Raw genomic sequence first — 18,283 nt, forward strand, 5'->3', positions numbered from 1 at the left:
GGCGGGGGATCAAGGAACGACGGGACGCCGCCGTGCCGGAGACACGCCTGTTGACGCGCGCGTCCTGATCGGAGACTTTGCCGCCCGTCGATTGGAAAGAGTACGGGACGGCGCTTCATGATGCGGGCAGGGACTTCGGCCATTCTCTCCGGTCTCTTGGGCCTTTTCGCAGGGCTGGTTGTTATGGCTCTTCCAGCGAGCGCGCAGGCGCAATCGACGGCGACTCACGTCAAGACCAGTGGTCACGGGCTCACGGCAGACGAATTTTCTGCGCAGAGCCGCGAGGTCGTTCGGCGCACACCACGCCGCGTTCGGATTTATCGCGGTTCGACCTATCCCGGCCCGAATTCCAAGCGCGTCTGCAACGCCTACTACGAGCAGGAATACCGCCCGAGCGGAACGGTGATCGTGCCGCGCATGAACTGCTACTGGAGCGGCTAACGCGCTTCAGTTTTCCACGCGCGCCGATTGTGCTGACGGCGATAACCACAGCGCATCATCCATCGGCGACGACTGTCACCGCAATTTATCGGAAAGCTTTGCCGCTGCGGCACCGCGAACGGCGGTCGCTTGCGCGACCATGGCGATACCTTGTGCTGACGAAATTGTGAAACGGCGCGCCGACTGGTTTTCCCGCGCACGCCGCGTGCCTGCCAATGCGTTCATCAATGCGGCACGGACATTCAGGACGCATTCACGTCGCTCTTCCTAGCCTGACCTCAACGTATTCAGGTGAAGGTAATGCGATGCGCCGGAATTCGTTTGAGATCTGCACATCAAGGAGACTGTTCATGAAGATGAATATCAGAACCATGTTTGGACTTGCGGCCATCGCCGGCCTGCTGGCGGTCGCAGTGCCGGGCGATCGCGCTCAGGCGATGTCGCTGATTAACCCGGGCACCAGTTCGGCGGCGAAACAGGCCTCCGAGACCATGACGACGGATGTGCACTGGCGCCGGCATCATCATCACGGGCACCGCCATCACGGCTGGCATCGTCCTCATGGTTGGCACGGACACCACGGCTGGCACCGGCGGCATCATGGCTGGCACGGACACCATGGTGGGCACGGGCATCGCCACTGGTATCGCCGCCACTGGTCCTGATTGACGCTTCGGCCGGAGCAGCAGCATGATCAGGCACGGTGACGATTGATGTCATGATCTTGCTGCAAACCCGACGTCAATCTCGGTCCAGGCGAGGCCGCGTTGGCGGCTTCGTCCGGGTCGCGCGTCAGCCGGCGCCGTTAAGACGAAATGAAACGGAAATCGGCAATGCGCGTTATCTTCAATGTGTCGAGCAACGATCGGAGGAGAACTGCAATGAGAAAGCTTGTGGGAGTCGCGGCCGTCGCTGCCGCTCTTTCATTGGCCGGCTGGATGACGCTCGTACCCGCGAGCGCCGCGCCGCCGGTCTCGCCTGGCCATGATGCGCGACTGGCGGATGAAGCCAAGCCGACGGATGTGAGCTCACGCCGCCGCTACTACCGGCGCTACGGCCACTATTATGGCCCGCGCTATTACCGGCCGTATTATCGCCCCTACTACCGGCCGTATTACGGCTATGGGTATGGCTATCGTCCGTACTACCGTCCCTATTATCGGCCGGCCTACTATCGGCCCTATGGCTACGGCTATCCGTACGGAGGATATGGCTATGGTCGTGGTTATGGCTACGGCGGTCCCCGTTTCAGCATCGGCTTCGGCTGGTAATCCGGACAAGACGCAAAAAGAAACAGGCGCCCGAAAGGACGCCTGTTTTTTGTTTGATCGATCGTTATCGCTGCGGCTGGTTCAGGTCGCGTGCCACTCGCGGATATCAACGAAGTGTCCGGCGATGGCCGCGGCTGCCGCCATGGCGGGCGACACCAGATGGGTGCGGCCCTTGAAGCCCTGTCGGCCTTCGAAGTTGCGGTTCGAGGTCGAGGCGCAGCGTTCTTCCGGCGACAGCTTGTCGGGATTCATCGCAAGGCACATCGAGCAGCCCGGCTCGCGCCATTCGAAGCCGGCCTTGATGAAGATCTTGTCGAGCCCTTCGGCCTCGGCCTGCTCCTTCACAAGACCCGAGCCCGGCACGATCATCGCATTGAGGTTGCCGTTGACGTGATGACCAGCGACCACTTTCGCGGCGGCGCGCAGATCCTCGATGCGCCCGTTGGTGCAGGAGCCGATGAAGACGCGGTCGAGCTTGATGTCGGTGATCTTCGTGCCGGCCTTGAGGCCCATGTAGTCGAGCGCGCGCTGCTTCGAGAGCCGCTTGGCTTCATCCGCGATCTTCTCGGGGTCCGGCACGAAGCCTGAGATCGACACGACGTCCTCGGGCGATGTGCCCCAGGTCACGATCGGCGGCAGCTTCGCGGCATCCAGCCGGATCTCGTGATCGAAGTATGCCCCGTCGTCGGTGCGCAGCGTCTGCCAGTAACGCATCGCGGCATCCCATGCGGCACCTGTCGGCGCCATCGGGCGGCCCTTCAGGAATTCGTAGGCCTTCTCGTCCGGCGCGATGAGGCCGGCGCGCGCGCCGCCTTCGATCGACATGTTGCAGACCGTCATGCGACCTTCCATTGACAGCGAGCGGATCGCGTCACCGGCGTATTCGAGCACGTAGCCGGTGCCGCCTGCGGTGCCGATCTCGCCGATGATCGCGAGAATGATGTCTTTCGCGGTGACGCCGTCGGGCAACGTGCCGTCGACGGTGGCGCGCATGTTCTTGGCTTTCTTCTGGATCAGCGTCTGGGTGGCAAGCACGTGCTCGACCTCCGACGTGCCGATGCCGTGCGCCAGTGCGCCGAATGCGCCATGCGTCGAGGTGTGGCTGTCGCCGCAGACGATCGTGCTGCCGGGCAGCGTGAAGCCCTGCTCCGGACCGATCACGTGCACGATGCCCTGACGCTTGTCGTGCTCGTTGAAATATTCGACGCCGAACTCGCGTGCGTTCTCCGCGAGCGTAGCGATCTGCTCGGCGCTTTCCGGATCTGGGTTGGGCTTGGAGCGATCGGTGGTCGGGACGTTGTGGTCCACCACGGCGAGCGTCTTCTGCGGCGCGCGAACCTTGCGGCCGGTGTTGCGCAATCCTTCGAACGCCTGTGGCGAGGTAACCTCGTGAACAAGATGGCGGTCGATGTAGAGCAGGCAGGTGCCGTCGGGCTGCTCATCAACCAGATGGTCGTTCCAGATCTTGTCGTAGAGAGTCGTCGCTTTGGCCATTTTCGTCGTCCGATTTAACTGCCCGGATGGGTGTTTAGGGGCCTTCAGGCCGCCGGTAGCACAGGCGGCCTTTTTACTCGCTTAACTTTCAAGGGGAAAGTATCCTGGTGTCCTGAATCCGAAGTTCGCCCTCATTTTACAGGGCGCTCCATAGCGAACTTCGGATTCAAAAGGACACCAGCAATTATAGATTCTAGTGTGGCTTTGGTTCGCAAGTCCGCAGATGACCGAGCTGCGGAAATGATGCGGACTTGCGAACCGCCACACTAGGCAGATAATAGCTTACGCAGGATGGCACAATGTCTCCACGCCCGCCGGTTGCACCGTATCTGACCGTTTCGCCAGCCGCCGGCGCGATTGCCTTCTACACCGCCGCTTTCGACGCCAAACAGAAGGCGCTGATGCCGGCGATGGACGGGTTGCGCATTCTGCACTGCGAACTCGAGATCAACGGCGGCGCGCTGTTTCTGTCCGACGCGTTTCCTGAATTCGGCACCGCACGCACACCACTGCCGGGGGAACCGGTGACGATGTCGATCAGCCTCGAGTTCGGAACGGGTGAACAGGTCGACGAGGTGTTTACGCGCGCCACCAAATTAGGGGCGAAAGGCGAGGTCACGCCGACCTACTCGTTCTGGGGCACGCGGACTGCGATCGTGCGCGACCCGTTCGGCCATCGCTGGATCATGAACGGGCCGCTGAAGCAGAAATAGGCGCTGCCGAACCCGATTCAGACAACAAAAAAGCGCGGCGATGAGCCGCGCTTTTTACGTAGTTCATCAAGCGCTGCGCGATTACTTGCCCGAAGCGACCTTGAGCGCTTCCTTTTCGCGGTTGTCCTGCTTTTCGACGATGCGCGCCGACTTGCCGCGCAGACCGCGCAGGTAATACAGCTTGGCGCGACGCACCTTGCCGCGGCGCACGAGCTTGATCGAGTCGATCATCGGCGAGTAGATCGGGAACACGCGCTCCACGCCTTCGCCGTAGGAAATCTTGCGGACGGTGAAGCTCTCGTGGATGCCACCGCCGTTGCGGCCGATGCAAACGCCTTCATAGGCCTGCACGCGCGAACGCTCGCCTTCGACAACCTTGACGTTGACGATGACGGTGTCGCCCGGACCGAAATCGGGAATCGTCTTTCCGGCGGAAAGCTTTTCCAGCTGTTCCTTGTCGATTTCTTGAATGATGTTCATCACAAAACTCCATCGGCGGCGCGCCCGGAAGGGGCTGCGCGGAAATTCGTATCCAGCACGTGCACGGATTGGCCGGTCGTATACGCCATAGCCGCCCCGTTGTCACCCTTTCGTCGTGTCTTTTCGTGACCTTGGAGCGACGTTCTGGGCGATTCTGGCCGTCCAGAGGTCCGGCCGCCGGGTCTTGGTCAGGGCTTCGGCCTCCGCCCGCCGCCAGGCCGCGATTCGGGCATGGTCGCCCGACACCAGCACGTCGGGGATAGTCTGGCCCTCGAACTCCTGCGGGCGGGTATACTGGGGGTATTCCAGTAGTCCATCCGAGAAACTCTCGTCCGTTCCGGAGCTTAGCTTCCCCATAACGCCCGGCAGAAGGCGGATGCAGGCGTCCAGGAGGGCCAGCGCTGCGATTTCGCCCCCCGAGAGAACATAGTCCCCGATGGACACTTCCTCGAGCCCACGGGCTTCGATGACCCGCTGATCGATCCCCTCGAATCGGCCGCAGACAATCAGCGGCCCGGGGCCGGCCGCGAGTTCCGTCACCTTTTTCTGGGTCAACGGAGCGCCGCGCGGGCTCATCAGGAGGCGCGGGCGGTCCGGAGCAATGTCGGCGGCGTCGATGGCCGCTGCCAGCACGTCGGCGCGTAGCACCATGCCGGGTCCGCCGCCGGCCGGGGTGTCGTCCACGCTGCGGTGTTTGTCGGTGGCGGCGTCGCGGATGTCTCGCGCATCGAGCGCCCACAGGTTCGATGCCAGAGCCTTGCCCGCGAGGCTGATGCCAAGCGGGCCGGGAAACATCTCCGGAAACAGCGTGAGCACGGTGGCGCGCCACATGGTTCGGGTATCCCGTTCAGATATCCGCGTCGCGCGGAGAATCGCCTTCGATCTCTTGCGGCATCACGATCACCACATGGCCGCCGGTGAGATCGACTGTCGGCACCACGGCGTCGGTAAACGGCAGCAGCAATGTCGAGCCTTGCGGCGGCGCGATTTCGATGATGTCGCCCGCGCCGAAATTATGGATGGCGAACACCTTGCCGATCTCGGTGCCCGCCGGATCGAGCGCGCGCAGTCCGATCAGGTCGGTGTGGTAGTATTCGCCTTCGTCCGTCTCGGGAAGTTTGCCGCGATCGATGTAAAGCTCAAGGCCGTTGATGCGTTCGGCGTCTTCGCGGGTCGCGATGCCCTTGAGCACGGCGACCAGATGATCCTTGGCGATACGGGCGCGCACCACTTCGAACTGGCGCGTGCCGTCCTTGGTCGAGAGCGGGCCGTAATCGATCACCGCCATCGGGTCTTCGGTGAACGGCCACAGCCTGACCTCGCCGCGCACACCGTGCGCGGCGCCGATTCTTGCAACACAGATCGGCGCCGCTTTTGTCATTTAGCGGCGTTATGCCTTGGCGGCGGCTTCGGCGGCAGCCTTGCGCTCCTTGCGCGGAACGGCCTTCTCCGGATTGTTGCGCACGGTGCGCTTGGCAACGCCGGCGGCGTCGAGGAAGCGCATCACGCGGTCCGACGGCTGTGCGCCCTTGGCGAGCCAGGCCTTGACCTTCTCCATATCGAGCTTGAGGCGCAGCTCGTTGTCCTTCGGCAGCAGCGGGTTGAAGTAACCGAGACGCTCGATGAAGCGGCCATCGCGCGGGAAGCGCGAGTCGGCGACGACGACGTGATAGACCGGGCGCTTCTTGGTGCCTGCGCGGGCAAGGCGGATAACGACTGACATTCTATTCTCCGTTGGTGTGTTTGAATTTCGTGAAAACTGTTTCGGCTATTTCTTCTTGCCGATCCCCGGAAATCCGCCGAGGCCTGGCAAAGTCGGTTTTCCCAGGCCCGCAAGACCTGAAGGTCCGCCTGGGAAATCTTTCGGCAGCGATGGCGCGCCTTGCGGAATTCCGCCGGGCATCTTCGCAGCCAGTTCTTTCATCGCGTCGGCCGACGGCATGCCGCCGCCGCCAAAGCCCATCGCCTGCGCCATGCCTGCGAGCGGGCCGCGCTTGCCCTGCCCCATGGCCTTCATCATGTCGGCCATGTTCCGGTGCATCTTGAGCAGCTTGTTGACTTCCTCGACCTTGAGGCCCGCGCCGGCGGCGATGCGCTTTTTACGGCTGGCCTTGAGGATGTCGGGATTCTTGCGCTCATCGCGCGTCATGGAATCGATCACCGCCATCTGACGCTTCACGACCTTGTCGTCGAGATTCGCGGCGGCGATCTGGTTCTTCATCTTGGCGATGCCGGGCATCATGCCCATCAGCCCGCCGAGGCCGCCCATGGTCTGCATCTGCGCAAGCTGATCGCGCAGGTCGGCAAGGTCGAACTTGCCCTTGCGCATCTTCTCGGCGACGCGCGCGGCTTTCTCGGCATCGATATGCGCCGCCGCCTTCTCGACGAGGGAGACGACGTCGCCCATGCCGAGGATGCGGCCTGCGATCCGCGAGGGATGAAAATCTTCCAGCGCGTCGGTCTTTTCGCCGGTGCCGATCAGTTTGATCGGCTTGCCGGTGACGGCGCGCATCGACAGCGCAGCGCCGCCGCGTCCGTCGCCGTCCACGCGCGTCAGCACGATGCCGGTGAGGCCGACGCGCTGATCGAAGGCGCGCGCCAGATTGACGGCGTCCTGACCGGTCAGCGAATCGGCGACCAGCAGCACTTCATGAGGGTTAGCGGCGGTTTTCACCTCCGCGGCTTCCGTCATCATCTCTTCGTCGAGGGTGGTGCGGCCCGCGGTGTCGAGCAGCACGATGTCGTAACCGCCGAGCTTGCCCGCCTGCAGCGCGCGCTGCGCGATCTGCACCGGCTTCTGGCCTGCGACGATGGGCAGCGTTTCGACCGACAGATCGCGGCCCAGAACTGCGAGCTGCTCCTGCGCGGCCGGGCGATAGACGTCGAGCGACGCCATCAGAACTTTTTTCTTGTCGCGCTGGGTGAGACGACGCGCCAGCTTCGCGGTGGTGGTGGTTTTGCCGGAGCCCTGCAGACCGACCATCATGATCGCGACCGGAGCCGGCGCATTGAGATCGATTTGCTGGCCGTCGGAGCCCAGCGTTGCGACCAGTTCGTCGTGGACGATCTTGACGACCATCTGGCCGGGGGTCACCGACTTGACCACGGTGGCGCCGATCGCCTGCTCGCGGACCTTGTCGATGAACGAGCGCACCACGTCGAGCGCGACGTCGGCCTCGAGCAGGGCGCGGCGCACCTCGCGCATGGCGGCGTCGACATCGGCTTCCGACAGCGCACCGCGCCGCGTCAGCCGATCGAGAATGCCTCCAAGCTTTTCCGACAGATTGTCGAACATGGCCGCGCTGTATCCCGTTGCTCATGTCCCAATGGGGACGTGAAATTCCAAACACTTTTACGCCCGAGGGCGCACAGCGCTGTCGGGCGTTGGCCTCCGGCATCCAGTGCCGGGCGGCGGGTCGAAAAGAACGTCTTTCCGAGAAGTGCCGGGGTTAAACCCCCCGGAGCCCGAAAAGTCAAGAAAGGACCGAAAAAGGCTGATTCTGGGGCAGGTTGCGATGTACCGTCCGGGAACCTAACTGTTGCCACGATGGGCCGTTTCGGGCCTTTTGGACCCTATGAACGTCACCCGCCGCCGTGTTTTTGGTCTGCTTGCCGGCGCTGCGGTCGCCGTGGGCCTGCCATCTGTCTGGATTTCCAGCATGAAAACCTATGCCGGGCCGTTGTCCGATCATTTCGACGGAACATATTTTTTCGACCCCGATGGATCGCCGCCGAAGAAGCTCTGGGAGGTGCTGCGCTGGCAGATCACCAAACAGGCCGCAAAATGGCCGGAACGTGCGCCGTCGCCCTATGCCGATACCCCGCCGCCGCAGGTCACCGGAGAGAAGGTGCGGTTTTCCTATGTCGGTCACGCAAGCTGGCTGATCCAGACCGCGGGCCTCAACATCCTGGTCGATCCTGTGTGGTCGGAGCGCGCATCGCCGGTGAGCTTTGCCGGGCCGAAGCGGGTCAACGATCCGGGTATCGACTTCGACAAGCTGCCGCCGATCGACGTGGTGCTGGTGTCGCATGGGCACTACGACCATCTCGACGTCCGGACTCTGTCAAAGCTCGTTGCGAAATTTTCGCCGCGCGTGATCACACCGCTCGGCAACGATGTGACGATGGCGTCGAACGACGCGGCGATCCGCGCCGAAGCCTTTGACTGGAACGAGCGCGTTGAGATCGGCAATGGCGTGGCCGTCACACTGGTGGCGACGCGCCACTGGACCGCGCGCGGGTTGTTCGATCGCAACAAGGCGCTGTGGGCGAGCTTCGTGCTGGAGACCCCGGCCGGAAAACTCTACCTCGTCGCCGATTCCGGTTACGGCACCGGCGCGCATTTCCGGCGTGTCCGCGAAACGCACGGTCCGCTGCGCGCGGCGATCCTGCCCATCGGGGCCTATGAGCCGCGCTGGTTCATGCGCGAGATGCACATGAACCCCGAGGATGCCGTGAAGGCGCTGGCCGACTGCGGGGCCGAGATGGCGCTGGCGCATCATCACGGCACGTTTCAGCTGACCGACGAGGCCATCGACGCGCCGGTCAACGATCTGGCGACGGCGCTCGATGCGGCGGGCGTTCAGCGCGACAAGTTCGTCGCGCTGAAGCCGGGCCAGGTGTTCGAGATCTAGCTCAGGCTTCTAACTCGTCATGGCCGGATTTATTCCGGCCAACCACGTCTTACTTTTCCGTGGCAAAGACGTGGATGCCCGGGACAAGCCCGGGCATGACAACTGAGTGGATTGCTTCGTCGCAAAAGCGCTCCTCGCAATGACGAGGTTTACTGAGCTTTCGGCTTGATCTCGTAGGACACGCTGACCGAGACGCGCAGCGTTTCCTGGCCCTGCGCCACCGGCGCGGAGGCGGCCATGTCCGCCGCCATCTTGCGATACGGCATCGGGCCCGGCGCGGTTTCTTCCGAGATGCTGATCGGCGCGCCGATCGAGATGTTCGCAGCCTTGGCGTAGATTTCAGCCTTGCGCCTGGCGTCTGCGATGGCTTCCGAGCGCGCGTCGTCCAGCAGCTTTGAGGCCTTCGACACCATGAAACTCATGCCGCTGATCTCGTTGGCGCCGGCGCCCACCAGCACGTCGATGGTGTCGGCGACTTTGGTGATGTCGCGAATGGTGACGGTGACGCGGTTGCTCGCGCGGTAGCCGACAATCAGGAACGGCGCGTTGGCGTTGCGGTTCGGCGCGCTTTGCGGCGACAGCGACAGGCGCGAGGTCTGAATGTCCTTCTCGGCAATGCCGGCGTTCTTCAGTGCCTGTAAGACGCCGCCCATTGCCTTGTTGTTGGCCTCGGAGGCCTCGCGCGCGGTCTTTGCCTCGGTGGTGACGCCGCTGTCGATCTGCGCCAGATCCGGCGGCACGGAGATCGAGGCTTCGCCGGTGACCGAAACCGTTGGCGGCAGTGTTTGTCCAGACGCAGACGAGGCCATGGCGGCAAGGGCTATCGCGGCGATGACGGTGCGGGCGCGCATTCTGAAACTCCAGATTCTGATTGAGCAGCGGTTCTACCTGAGCGGCAGTTTTACTTGAGTGGAACGAACACGTTGATGACGAGCTTGTCTTCCGTCGTCGTCAGCGGATCGGTGACGTATTCCTCGATGAACGTATCCTTCGCTTCCTGTTTCTTCTCGTCGAGGTGGTTGGTGATCGCTTCATAGGTGTTGTCCATGTTGTCGTAGGAGCCGCGATGGACGAATTTCAGCGTCGGGCCTTCGGGCGACATGCCGATGCTCATGCCCCTGGCGAGATTCTTCGGATCCTGGTCGACCGGAATTTCGGCCTGGTAGGTGAAGCCCGCGTCGTCGGTCGAGGTGTAGACGATCAGCGATGAGCCCGCAGGCTTGATGCCCTGCTTGTCGAGAAACCCCGACAGCGTTTTCAGCGATCCCACCAGCGTCTCGAAGGCGTTGTCCCAGGTCGCGCTGCCTTTCAGGATCACGACTTTTCTCGCGGTCAGGGTCTGCTGCTCGCCGAACTGATCGGAGGCATTCGGTGCGGCTGGCGCGGGCGATGGGGCCTCGGCCGCAGGAGTTGATTGATTGGCCGGTGGGGTCGCAGGGGTTTGCGCGGCTGCCGGAGCTTCGGCTGCGGGCGCTGCCGGGGTTGCCGTTGAAGCTGACGGAGCAGGCGTCGCCGGTGCGGCAGGAGGCGCGTCAGCAGTTGCCGCCGGCGCGGCGGAAGGGGCAGGCGCTGGCGTTGGAGCCGGCGGGGCTGCAGCGGTTGGACTGGCCGGCGGCGACTGGACCGGCCCCGTCACCGATCCGATCGGCATTTTGGTCCAGACCGCGGCGGCGACGACCAGCGCCAAGGCGACCAGGATGGCAACACGGGTATTACTCATTCGATGGTCTCCGAGGCGTCAGCGGGGGGATAAACTTGTCCGACGGCGAAGCGGAAACAGGTTATCACGAACCGCTCGGGACTGGCATGCGTTGGAAACTGGGCAATCGCGAGGCATGTTTTCGTCAGGACCGATGCTCTGGCCAAGTCGCCCGGCATTCGCCATATAGGCTGGGATCATGAGCACGCTCGCCAACCATAGCTTCGCCAAGATGAACGGCATCGGCAACGAGATCGTTGTTGTCGACCTGCGCGATTCTGCCGCGACTGTCACCCCCGATGAGGCCCGCGCGGTCGCGTCGCCCGCAGGCGTGCCCTATGACCAGTTGATGGTGCTGCATCCGCCGCGCGTCCGGGGCACCAGCGCCTTCATCCGCATCTACAACAATGACGGCTCGGAGGCCGCGGCCTGCGGCAACGGCATGCGCTGCGTCGCGCGGCAGGTGTTCGAGGAAACCGGCGCGAATGCGCTGACGTTCGAGACCCGCGCGGGTCTTCTGAACTGCTGGGCGGGACCGTCTCCCGGTCTTTATACGGTCGACATGGGCATGCCGAAGTTCGGCTGGCAGGACATTCCGCTGGCGGAGGAATTCCGCGACACGCGCTACATCGAATTACAGATTGGGCCGATCGACGCGCCGATCCTGCATTCGCCGTCGGTGGTCAGCATGGGCAATCCGCATGCGATCTTCTGGGTCGACGATATCCAGGCTTACGATCTCGAACGCTTCGGGCCGCTGCTCGAAAATCATCCGATTTTCCCGGATCGCGCCAACATCACGCTCGCCCATGTCGTGGACCGCGAGCACATCGTCATGCGCACATGGGAGCGCGGCGCCGGTCTGACCAGGGCCTGCGGTTCGGCCGCCTGCGCGACCGCAGTGGCTGCTGCGCGGCTGAAGCGCACCGAGCGCACGGTTCACATGACGCTGCCCGGCGGCGACCTCACCATCGAATGGCGCGCGCAGGACGATCACGTTCTGATGACCGGTCCTGCGGCGTTCGAGTTCGAAGGGCGTTTCGACCCGGCGCTGTTCGCTACCCGCGTCGCCTGAGATGGCCGTCGATGTCGTCACCTTCGGCTGCCGCCTGAACGCATTCGAGTCGGATGTGATCCGGCGCGAGGCGGAAAGCGCGGGCCTTCAGGACACCATCGTCGTCAACACCTGCGCGGTGACCAACGAGGCCGTCGCCCAGGCCCGCCAGACCATCCGAAAACTCCGGCGCGATCGGCCCGATGCGCGCATTGTGGTTACGGGCTGTGCAGCGCAGACCCAGACCCAGATGTTCGCGCAGATGGTTGAGGTCGATCGCGTGCTGGGCAACGACGACAAGATGCGCAGCGCCGCGTGGCGCGACACCCGCGCCGCATTCGAGGTACCGGGAGAAAAAATCGCCGTCTCTGACATCATGGCGGTCACCGAGATGGCGCCGCATCTGGCCGCCGGATTCCAGCGCGGCCTGCCGCGTGTGTTCGTGCAGGTGCAGAACGGCTGCGACCATCGCTGTACCTTCTGCATTATCCCCTATGGCCGCGGCAATTCGCGCTCCGTTGCGATGGGCGCCGTGGTCGATCAGGTGCGGGCGCTGACCGAAGCGGGTCACGCCGAGATCGTGCTGACCGGCGTGGATCTGACCAGCTATGGCGCGGATTTGCCGGGTGCGCCCAAACTCGGGACGCTGACGAAGCAGATCCTCAAGCACGTTCCGGACCTGAAGCGGCTGCGGATTTCGTCGATCGATTCCATCGAAGCCGACCGCGATCTGCTCGATGTCATCGCAACCGACGAGCGGTTGATGCCGCATCTGCATCTGTCGCTGCAGGCCGGCGACGATCTCATTCTCAAGCGCATGAAGCGGCGGCACTCGCGCGCCGATGCCATCGATTTCTGCCGGCAGGTGCGCCGGTTGCGGCCGGACATCGCGTTCGGCGCGGACATCATCGCGGGCTTCCCCACTGAGACCGAAGAGATGTTCGCGCGCTCGCAGGACCTCGTGGACGAATGCGATCTGACATTCCTCCATGTGTTTCCTTATTCACCGCGTCCCGGTACGCCGGCGGCGCGGATGCCGCAGATGGATGGCCGCGTGATCAAGGATCGCGCGCGGCGGCTGCGCGCAAACGGCGAAGCCGCGCTGCGACGGCGGCTTGCGTCGGAGGTCGGAACCTCGCGCGACGTCCTGATCGAAAGCGCGACTCAGGGACGCACAGAGCATTTTATTCCCGTCGCGGTGACGGGTGGCATACAAGGCGCTGTGCATGCGCTCAGAATCACAGGTCACGATGGCGCGCGCCTGATTGCGTAAGAATCAGGCGAGTTGCAGCCGCCTTGTTATCTTCAAATTGCGTTGCAATTGATGTATTGAGTTTACCATGCATCAAGGCTGCACCCGCAAAAGCGCGGGATAACTTTTCAGAGCAACGATCTTCATGGTCGTTGCAAAGTATCTGATGCTTGAGGAGAAATTCCATGTCGCTCGATTCCGATGTGATCGTTGATCGCCGCCGTATTCGCCGCAAGCTGACGTTCTGGCGCGTGGTGGCGGCACTGGGAGTCATTGCCGCGGTGGTTGCCATCGCGGCATTTGTGTCGCCTTCGGCGCGCACCGCGGTCACCGGATCGAATGCGATCGCGCGGGTGAAGATCGACGGCTTGATCCGCAGCGATCAGACTCGTGTCGAGGCGCTGGAGCGGCTGGAGAACTCATCCGCGGTGGCGGTCATCGTCCACATCAACTCACCCGGCGGCACGACGGCCGGTTCGGAACAGCTCTTTGACGCATTGACCCGCCTCAAGGCGAAGAAGCCGCTGGTCGTGGTGGTGGAAGGTCTCGCCGCGTCGGGCGGATATATCGCCGCACTGGCATCGGACCAGATCATCGCCCAGCAAACCTCGCTGGTCGGGTCGATCGGTGTGCTGTTCCAGATTCCGAATGTGACGGATCTGCTCAAGACCGTCGGCGTCAAGGTCGAGGAAGTGAAGTCGTCGCCGCTCAAGGCGGCGCCCAACGGCTACGAGCCCACCAGTCCCGAAGCGCGCGCCGCGCTCGATTCGCTGGTGAAGGATTCCTATGCCTGGTTTCGCGGGCTTGTGAAGGATCGCCGCGGCATGGATGACGCAACGTTGCAGACCGTGGCGGATGGCCGCGTGTTCACAGGCCGTCAGGCAGTGGGTCTCAAGCTGGTCGATCAGCTTGGCGACGAGAAAACCGCTGTGGCGTGGCTGGTCGCGCAAAAGAAAGTCGGCGCGGGCGTCCCGGTGAAGGATTTCAAGCTCTCTCCGCGCTTCGGCGACATGACTTTCCTGCGGGCGACCGCATCCGTCGCTCTCGATGCGATGGGGCTGGGAGCGCTTTCGCGGCAGTTTGAGCTGTCCGGCGTCAGTCAGGCCGTCGACCGCTTCGGTCTCGATGGCATGCTCGCGCTGTGGCATCCATCAGCTGCAAACTGAGTGTGATGAATCCGGTTTCAGTCGTTCTTCACCGCATTGCGGTGACGGGACCAACAACGAAATCCGGCGTTTGTCACGCGATTTAGCCTCGTCCTGCTTTGAATTAGCGACTTGACAGTCCAGCGCTTTTTCAAGGAAATGTCTAACCGCACGTCACGGGCCCCATACTCAATGATCAAATCCGAACTCGTTCAGCGCATCGCCGAGCACAACCCGCATCTTTATCAGCGGGATGTCGAGAACATCGTGAACGCAATTCTCGACGAAATCGTTGCAGCGCTCGCACGCGGCGACCGCGTAGAACTGCGTGGTTTCGGGGCTTTTTCGGTAAAGCACCGCCCTGCGCGCGCAGGCCGCAATCCGCGCACTGGCGCGCATGTTCCTGTCGAGCAGAAGAGCGTGCCGTTCTTCAAGACCGGCAAGGAAATGCGCGAGCGGCTCAACCGCGACGAGGCGGGGGACCCAGCCGCGGCGACCTGATCCGGCGGGCTGTAACGATTCCAAAGAGCGGTCGCTCACATTTCGTCGCGCTGCCTTGAGTGAGAATCTGTCGCGAGGACGCCATGCTCCGGAAAATTTTCAACGTCCTGGTGATCCTGCCGCTCGCGATCCTGTTCGTCGTGTTCGCGGTTGCGAACCGCCACATCGTCACGCTGTCGTTCGATCCGTTCAACTCCAGCGACCCTGCGCTCGGCGTTTCGCTGCCGCTGTTCGTTGTCATCATCGTCGTCGCCATGTTCGGGGTCGTCGCCGGAGGTGTCGCGACCTGGTTCGGCCAGCGCCACTGGCGCCGCGCCGCCCGGCTGCATGAGGCGGATGCGCGTCATGCCCGCGCCGAACTGGCGGCCCAGCGGGAGCGGGCACTGGCTGCGGCGGCCCGTGAGGGACAGGTTCCGGCGCTGAGCCCCGGTCTGGCCCCGCAATATCTGGCCATCGGGCGAGACAAGCACGGCGCGGCGTTGTAGAACCCGCCGATCACCCAAAAGCCTGCGGCCTGACGTTTTGAACTCCGGCCTGTGGCGGAACCAGCCCTGAGACCATGGCACTTGCGGTAAAAATTTGCGGCCTGTCCACGCGCGAGACCCTCGAGGTCGCGCTGGATGCTGGTGCCGACATGGTGGGCTTCGTGTTTTTCGAGGCCTCGCCCCGCCACGTTACGTTGGGCACCGCGCGCGAACTCGGACGGCTGGTGAAGGGCCGCGCCATCAAGGTGGTGTTGACGGTCGATGCCGACGACGCCACGCTTGAGAACTGCATCGACGCCGTGCAGCCGGGATTGCTGCAGCTTCACGGCTCGGAAAGCGTCGCGCGGGTGCGCGACATCAAGCAGAAATTCGGACTGCCGGTGATGAAGGTGCTGTCCGTCGCGACAGCCGCCGATCTGGCTGGCCTTCCCGGTTATGCGGCGGTGGCCGACCGCATCCTGTTCGATGCGCGCGCGCCGAAGGACGCCACCCGCCCCGGCGGTCTCGGCGTGCCGTTCGACTGGCACCTTCTTGAAGACATCAAATTGACGATCCCGTTCATGGTGGGCGGCGGGCTCAACGCTAACAACGTCGCCGAGGCGATCCGTGTGACCTGTGCCGGCGGTGTCGATGTGTCGTCGGGCGTGGAAAGCGCGCCGGGTGTGAAAGATCCCGATATGATCCGTGCCTTCATTCGCGCCGCGCGCGAGGCGGCTTCTCTTTCTCTCGGAACCGCTTCCAATGCATAGCGAGAGCGCGACATTTCAACAGCCGTCATGCCCGGGCTTGTCCCGGGCATCCACGTCTGTTTTTCAACATGGTCAGCAAGACGTGGATGGCCGGAATAAATCCGGCCATGACGAAGGACAATCATGAGTCTCGCAAAACCCAATTCCTTCCGCTCCGGCCCCGACGAGCGCGGGCACTTCGGCATTTTCGGCGGACGTTATGTCGCCGAAACGCTGATGCCGCTGATCCTCGATCTGGAAAAAGCCTATGCGGATGCCAAGGCCGATCCGTCGTTCCAGAAGGAAATGAACGGTTACCTCAAGGACTATGTCGGCCGGCCGTCGCCGCTGTATTTCGCAGAACGCCTCACGGAACATCTCGGCGGCGCGAAGATCTACTTCAAGCGCGAAGAGCTGAACCACACCGGCTCGCACAAGGTCAACAACGTGCTCGGCCAGATCATGGTCGCGCGCCGCATGGGCAAGAAGCGCATTATCGCGGAAACCGGCGCGGGCCAGCACGGCGTCGCGACCGCGACGCTGTGCGCGCGCTTCGGACTTGAATGCATCGTGTATATGGGTGCGGTCGATGTCGAGCGGCAGCAGCCGAATGTGATCCGCATGGAAATGCTGGGCGCGAAGGTCGTGCCGGTGCAGGTCGGCGCGCGCACGCTGAAGGATGCGATGAATGAAGCGATGCGCGACTGGGTGACCAATGTCGCCGACACGTTTTATTGCATCGGCACGGTGGCCGGTCCGCATCCCTATCCGATGATGGTGCGCGATTTTCAGTCGATCATCGGCACCGAGACGCGCACGCAGATGCAGGAGGCCGAGGGCCGCTTGCCGGATTCGCTGGTCGCCTGCATCGGCGGCGGCTCCAATGCGATGGGATTGTTTCATCCGTTTCTGGACGACCCAAGCATTGAGATTTTCGGCGTCGAGGCGGCGGGGCATGGCCTCACCAATCTTCATGCGGCGTCGATCGCGGGCGGGCGTCCCGGCGTGCTGCACGGCAACCGCACGTATTTGCTGATGGATGACGACGGCCAGATCCAGGAAGGTCACTCGATCTCCGCAGGCCTCGACTATCCCGGCATCGGCCCCGAGCATTCATGGCTGCACGAAACCGGCCGCGTCACCTATCTGTCGGCCACTGACGAGGAAGCGCTCGCTGCTTTCCAGATGCTGTCGCGGCTTGAAGGGATCATTCCCGCGCTGGAGCCTGCCCATGCCATCGCCAAGGTGATGGAGCTCGCGCCGAAGCGGCCGAAGGATCATCTGATGGTGGTCAATCTGTCGGGCCGTGGCGACAAGGACGTGCCGCAGGTCGGCGACATTCTCAAAGGTAAAAAGAAGTGACCACGCGCATCGACACACGTTTCGCCGAACTGAAGAAAGAAGGCCGCGCAGCCTTCGTCACCTTCATGATGTGCGGCGATCCGGATCTGGCGACCTCGCTCGAGATCATCAAGGCGCTGCCGAAGGCGGGTGCCGACATCATCGAGATCGGCATGCCGTTCACCGATCCGATGGCCGACGGCCCCGCGATTCAGGCCGCGGGTCTGCGTGCCCTGAAGGCCGGCACGACGCTGAAAAAGACGCTCGGTGTGGTGCGCGATTTCCGCAAGGACGATGCCACGACGCCGATCGTGCTGATGGGTTACTACAATCCGATCTACATTTACGGCGTCGACAAATTTCTGGCCGACGCGAAATCCGCTGGCGTCGACGGGTTGATCATCGTCGATCTTCCGCCCGAGGAAGACACCGAGCTTTGCATTCCGGCGATGAAGGCGGGGCTGAACTTCATTCGCCTTGCGACGCCGACGACCGACGACAAGCGGCTGCCCGCCGTGCTCGCGAACACCTCGGGCTTCGTCTATTACGTCTCGATCACGGGCATCACCGGCTCCGCCAGCGCCGATACGGCGCAGGTGTCGGCAGCGGTCGCGCGCATCAAGCGCCACACCCAGTTGCCGGTGTGCGTCGGCTTCGGCATCCGGACACCGGAGGCCGCAGCCGGGATCGCGCAGGCGGCGAACGGCGCCGTGGTCGGTTCGGCGCTGATCGATGCCCTGCGCGCGACGCTGGATTCGGAAGGGCACGCCACGGCGAAAACGGTGCCTGCGGTCGCCGATCTCGCGGCGGCGCTGGCGCAGGGCGTGCGCGGCGCAAAACAGGCGGCGGAATAATTTCTTCAATCGAACAGATAGTCTATAACCCCCACCCCGGCGCTTCGCGCCGCCCCTCCCCACAAGGGGGAGGGAGAAGAAAGAGTATCGATCGCGCCGCGCGTTTATCCCTCCCCTGAATGGGGAGGGTGGCTGGTCGCAGACCAGCCGGGTGGGGTGACCTTGGTTACGCCGGAAAGCGGCACCATATT

At 63.3% G+C, this 18,283-nt stretch carries 22 protein-coding genes; 13 read left to right on the forward strand and 9 right to left on the reverse strand.

Annotated elements, in window-relative coordinates; translation table 11 throughout:
• The first annotated feature begins 183 nt into the window (after nt 1-183).
• The 3 genes from HNQ36_RS10320 to HNQ36_RS10330 all read left to right on the forward strand — a co-directional run bounded on the left by HNQ36_RS10320 (nt 184) and on the right by HNQ36_RS10330 (nt 1,712).
• On the forward strand, nt 184-441 hold the full coding sequence (locus HNQ36_RS10320; RefSeq protein WP_430641361.1) for a hypothetical protein: 258 nt from the start codon (nt 184-186) through the stop codon (nt 439-441).
• Nucleotides 442-791: 350 nt separating this feature from the next.
• Nucleotides 792-1,106, forward strand: coding sequence for a hypothetical protein (locus tag HNQ36_RS10325; protein WP_246395352.1), 315 nt, complete (start codon nt 792-794; stop codon nt 1,104-1,106).
• Between the two features lie 216 nt (nt 1,107-1,322).
• The gene (locus HNQ36_RS10330) at nt 1,323-1,712 is read left to right on the forward strand and encodes a hypothetical protein (RefSeq protein WP_184084433.1); all 390 of its coding nucleotides are present in this window, start codon (nt 1,323-1,325) and stop codon (nt 1,710-1,712) included.
• Nucleotides 1,713-1,793: 81 nt separating this feature from the next.
• On the opposite strand, the gene leuC is transcribed toward HNQ36_RS10330, so the two are convergent.
• Complete coding sequence (gene leuC, locus HNQ36_RS10335) at nt 1,794-3,206, reverse strand: 3-isopropylmalate dehydratase large subunit (RefSeq protein WP_184084435.1); 1,413 nt, start codon at nt 3,204-3,206, stop codon at nt 1,794-1,796.
• A gap of 299 nt (nt 3,207-3,505) precedes the next feature.
• On the opposite strand from leuC, the gene HNQ36_RS10340 reads away from it, so the two are divergent.
• The gene (locus tag HNQ36_RS10340; protein WP_184084437.1) at nt 3,506-3,919 is read left to right on the forward strand and encodes a VOC family protein; all 414 of its coding nucleotides are present in this window, start codon (nt 3,506-3,508) and stop codon (nt 3,917-3,919) included.
• Between the two features lie 81 nt (nt 3,920-4,000).
• On the opposite strand, the gene rplS is transcribed toward HNQ36_RS10340, so the two are convergent.
• The 5 genes from rplS to ffh form a co-directional block, all read right to left on the reverse strand.
• Nucleotides 4,001-4,399 carry a 50S ribosomal protein L19 gene (rplS, locus tag HNQ36_RS10345; protein ID WP_184084439.1) on the reverse strand — a complete coding sequence of 133 codons (399 nt, stop codon included), beginning with the start codon at nt 4,397-4,399 and terminating at the stop codon, nt 4,001-4,003.
• A gap of 102 nt (nt 4,400-4,501) precedes the next feature.
• The gene (gene trmD, locus HNQ36_RS10350; protein ID WP_184084441.1) at nt 4,502-5,230 is read right to left on the reverse strand and encodes a tRNA (guanosine(37)-N1)-methyltransferase TrmD; all 729 of its coding nucleotides are present in this window, start codon (nt 5,228-5,230) and stop codon (nt 4,502-4,504) included.
• A 16-nt stretch (nt 5,231-5,246) separates the two neighbouring features.
• The gene (gene rimM, locus HNQ36_RS10355; protein ID WP_184084443.1) at nt 5,247-5,780 is read right to left on the reverse strand and encodes a ribosome maturation factor RimM; all 534 of its coding nucleotides are present in this window, start codon (nt 5,778-5,780) and stop codon (nt 5,247-5,249) included.
• Nucleotides 5,781-5,789: 9 nt separating this feature from the next.
• Nucleotides 5,790-6,122 carry a 30S ribosomal protein S16 gene (rpsP, locus tag HNQ36_RS10360; RefSeq protein WP_046828266.1) on the reverse strand — a complete coding sequence of 111 codons (333 nt, stop codon included), beginning with the start codon at nt 6,120-6,122 and terminating at the stop codon, nt 5,790-5,792.
• Between the two features lie 45 nt (nt 6,123-6,167).
• Nucleotides 6,168-7,694: a signal recognition particle protein gene (ffh, locus tag HNQ36_RS10365; RefSeq protein ID WP_184084446.1), complete on the reverse strand. Its 1,527-nt coding sequence runs from the start codon at nt 7,692-7,694 to the stop codon at nt 6,168-6,170.
• 280 nt (nt 7,695-7,974) lie between these two features.
• On the opposite strand from ffh, the gene HNQ36_RS10370 reads away from it, so the two are divergent.
• Nucleotides 7,975-9,033 carry an MBL fold metallo-hydrolase gene (locus HNQ36_RS10370; RefSeq protein ID WP_184084449.1) on the forward strand — a complete coding sequence of 353 codons (1,059 nt, stop codon included), beginning with the start codon at nt 7,975-7,977 and terminating at the stop codon, nt 9,031-9,033.
• Between the two features lie 149 nt (nt 9,034-9,182).
• Here HNQ36_RS10370 and HNQ36_RS10375 read toward each other — a convergent pair whose 3' ends face one another.
• Together HNQ36_RS10375 and HNQ36_RS10380 are read right to left on the reverse strand one after the other, a co-directional pair.
• On the reverse strand, nt 9,183-9,884 hold the full coding sequence (locus tag HNQ36_RS10375) for an SIMPL domain-containing protein (RefSeq protein ID WP_184084452.1): 702 nt from the start codon (nt 9,882-9,884) through the stop codon (nt 9,183-9,185).
• Between the two features lie 50 nt (nt 9,885-9,934).
• Entirely contained in the window at nt 9,935-10,753 is an 819-nt protein-coding gene (locus HNQ36_RS10380; RefSeq protein ID WP_184084455.1) for a GyrI-like domain-containing protein, read from the reverse strand.
• 178 nt (nt 10,754-10,931) lie between these two features.
• Here HNQ36_RS10380 and dapF point away from each other — a divergent pair, with 178 nt between their 5' ends.
• Nucleotides 10,932-11,807: a diaminopimelate epimerase gene (gene dapF / locus HNQ36_RS10385; protein WP_184084458.1), complete on the forward strand. Its 876-nt coding sequence runs from the start codon at nt 10,932-10,934 to the stop codon at nt 11,805-11,807.
• Nucleotide 11,808: 1 nt separating this feature from the next.
• Nucleotides 11,809-13,059, forward strand: a complete 1,251-nt coding sequence (gene mtaB, locus HNQ36_RS10390) for a tRNA (N(6)-L-threonylcarbamoyladenosine(37)-C(2))-methylthiotransferase MtaB (protein ID WP_184084461.1) — start codon at nt 11,809-11,811, stop codon at nt 13,057-13,059.
• Here mtaB and HNQ36_RS10395 read toward each other — a convergent pair.
• Complete coding sequence (locus tag HNQ36_RS10395; protein WP_184084464.1) at nt 13,025-13,225, reverse strand: hypothetical protein; 201 nt, start codon at nt 13,223-13,225, stop codon at nt 13,025-13,027. The two genes, mtaB and HNQ36_RS10395, sit on opposite strands and share 35 nt — an antisense overlap.
• Between HNQ36_RS10395 and sppA the strand changes: the two genes are divergently transcribed.
• The 6 genes from sppA to trpA all read left to right on the forward strand — a co-directional run bounded on the left by sppA (nt 13,224) and on the right by trpA (nt 18,092).
• Entirely contained in the window at nt 13,224-14,204 is a 981-nt protein-coding gene (gene sppA / locus HNQ36_RS10400; protein WP_184084467.1) for a signal peptide peptidase SppA, read from the forward strand. The two genes, HNQ36_RS10395 and sppA, sit on opposite strands and share 2 nt — an antisense overlap.
• 171 nt (nt 14,205-14,375) lie before the next feature.
• The gene (locus HNQ36_RS10405) at nt 14,376-14,684 is read left to right on the forward strand and encodes an integration host factor subunit beta (protein ID WP_046828273.1); all 309 of its coding nucleotides are present in this window, start codon (nt 14,376-14,378) and stop codon (nt 14,682-14,684) included.
• 83 nt (nt 14,685-14,767) lie between these two features.
• Entirely contained in the window at nt 14,768-15,169 is a 402-nt protein-coding gene (locus HNQ36_RS10410; RefSeq protein WP_184084470.1) for a LapA family protein, read from the forward strand.
• Between the two features lie 74 nt (nt 15,170-15,243).
• Nucleotides 15,244-15,918, forward strand: coding sequence for a phosphoribosylanthranilate isomerase (locus HNQ36_RS10415; RefSeq protein ID WP_184084474.1), 675 nt, complete (start codon nt 15,244-15,246; stop codon nt 15,916-15,918).
• Nucleotides 15,919-16,041: 123 nt separating this feature from the next.
• Nucleotides 16,042-17,259, forward strand: a complete 1,218-nt coding sequence (trpB, locus tag HNQ36_RS10420) for a tryptophan synthase subunit beta (RefSeq protein ID WP_184084477.1) — start codon at nt 16,042-16,044, stop codon at nt 17,257-17,259.
• The gene (gene trpA / locus HNQ36_RS10425; RefSeq protein ID WP_184084480.1) at nt 17,256-18,092 is read left to right on the forward strand and encodes a tryptophan synthase subunit alpha; all 837 of its coding nucleotides are present in this window, start codon (nt 17,256-17,258) and stop codon (nt 18,090-18,092) included. The genes trpB and trpA overlap by 4 nt, the downstream gene beginning before the upstream one ends.
• The last annotated feature ends 191 nt before the right edge of the window (nt 18,093-18,283 follow it).

The organism is Afipia massiliensis (assembly GCF_014203115.1).
GTDB lineage: Bacteria > Pseudomonadota > Alphaproteobacteria > Rhizobiales > Xanthobacteraceae > Afipia > Afipia massiliensis.

Coding starts and splice junctions, on each gene's coding strand:
- HNQ36_RS10320 (WP_430641361.1), top strand. CDS start 184: ATGGCTCTTCCAGCGAGCGCGCAGGCGCAATCGACGGCGACTCACGTC.
- HNQ36_RS10325 (WP_246395352.1), top strand. CDS start 792: ATGAAGATGAATATCAGAACCATGTTTGGACTTGCGGCCATCGCCGGC.
- HNQ36_RS10330 (WP_184084433.1), top strand. CDS start 1,323: ATGAGAAAGCTTGTGGGAGTCGCGGCCGTCGCTGCCGCTCTTTCATTG.
- leuC (WP_184084435.1), bottom strand. CDS start 3,206: ATGGCCAAAGCGACGACTCTCTACGACAAGATCTGGAACGACCATCTG.
- HNQ36_RS10340 (WP_184084437.1), top strand. CDS start 3,506: ATGTCTCCACGCCCGCCGGTTGCACCGTATCTGACCGTTTCGCCAGCC.
- rplS (WP_184084439.1), bottom strand. CDS start 4,399: ATGAACATCATTCAAGAAATCGACAAGGAACAGCTGGAAAAGCTTTCC.
- trmD (WP_184084441.1), bottom strand. CDS start 5,230: ATGTGGCGCGCCACCGTGCTCACGCTGTTTCCGGAGATGTTTCCCGGC.
- rimM (WP_184084443.1), bottom strand. CDS start 5,780: ATGACAAAAGCGGCGCCGATCTGTGTTGCAAGAATCGGCGCCGCGCAC.
- rpsP (WP_046828266.1), bottom strand. CDS start 6,122: ATGTCAGTCGTTATCCGCCTTGCCCGCGCAGGCACCAAGAAGCGCCCG.
- ffh (WP_184084446.1), bottom strand. CDS start 7,694: ATGTTCGACAATCTGTCGGAAAAGCTTGGAGGCATTCTCGATCGGCTG.
- HNQ36_RS10370 (WP_184084449.1), top strand. CDS start 7,975: ATGAACGTCACCCGCCGCCGTGTTTTTGGTCTGCTTGCCGGCGCTGCG.
- HNQ36_RS10375 (WP_184084452.1), bottom strand. CDS start 9,884: ATGCGCGCCCGCACCGTCATCGCCGCGATAGCCCTTGCCGCCATGGCC.
- HNQ36_RS10380 (WP_184084455.1), bottom strand. CDS start 10,753: ATGAGTAATACCCGTGTTGCCATCCTGGTCGCCTTGGCGCTGGTCGTC.
- dapF (WP_184084458.1), top strand. CDS start 10,932: ATGAGCACGCTCGCCAACCATAGCTTCGCCAAGATGAACGGCATCGGC.
- mtaB (WP_184084461.1), top strand. CDS start 11,809: ATGGCCGTCGATGTCGTCACCTTCGGCTGCCGCCTGAACGCATTCGAG.
- sppA (WP_184084467.1), top strand. CDS start 13,224: ATGTCGCTCGATTCCGATGTGATCGTTGATCGCCGCCGTATTCGCCGC.
- HNQ36_RS10395 (WP_184084464.1), bottom strand. CDS start 13,225: ATGGAATTTCTCCTCAAGCATCAGATACTTTGCAACGACCATGAAGAT.
- HNQ36_RS10405 (WP_046828273.1), top strand. CDS start 14,376: ATGATCAAATCCGAACTCGTTCAGCGCATCGCCGAGCACAACCCGCAT.
- HNQ36_RS10410 (WP_184084470.1), top strand. CDS start 14,768: ATGCTCCGGAAAATTTTCAACGTCCTGGTGATCCTGCCGCTCGCGATC.
- HNQ36_RS10415 (WP_184084474.1), top strand. CDS start 15,244: ATGGCACTTGCGGTAAAAATTTGCGGCCTGTCCACGCGCGAGACCCTC.
- trpB (WP_184084477.1), top strand. CDS start 16,042: ATGAGTCTCGCAAAACCCAATTCCTTCCGCTCCGGCCCCGACGAGCGC.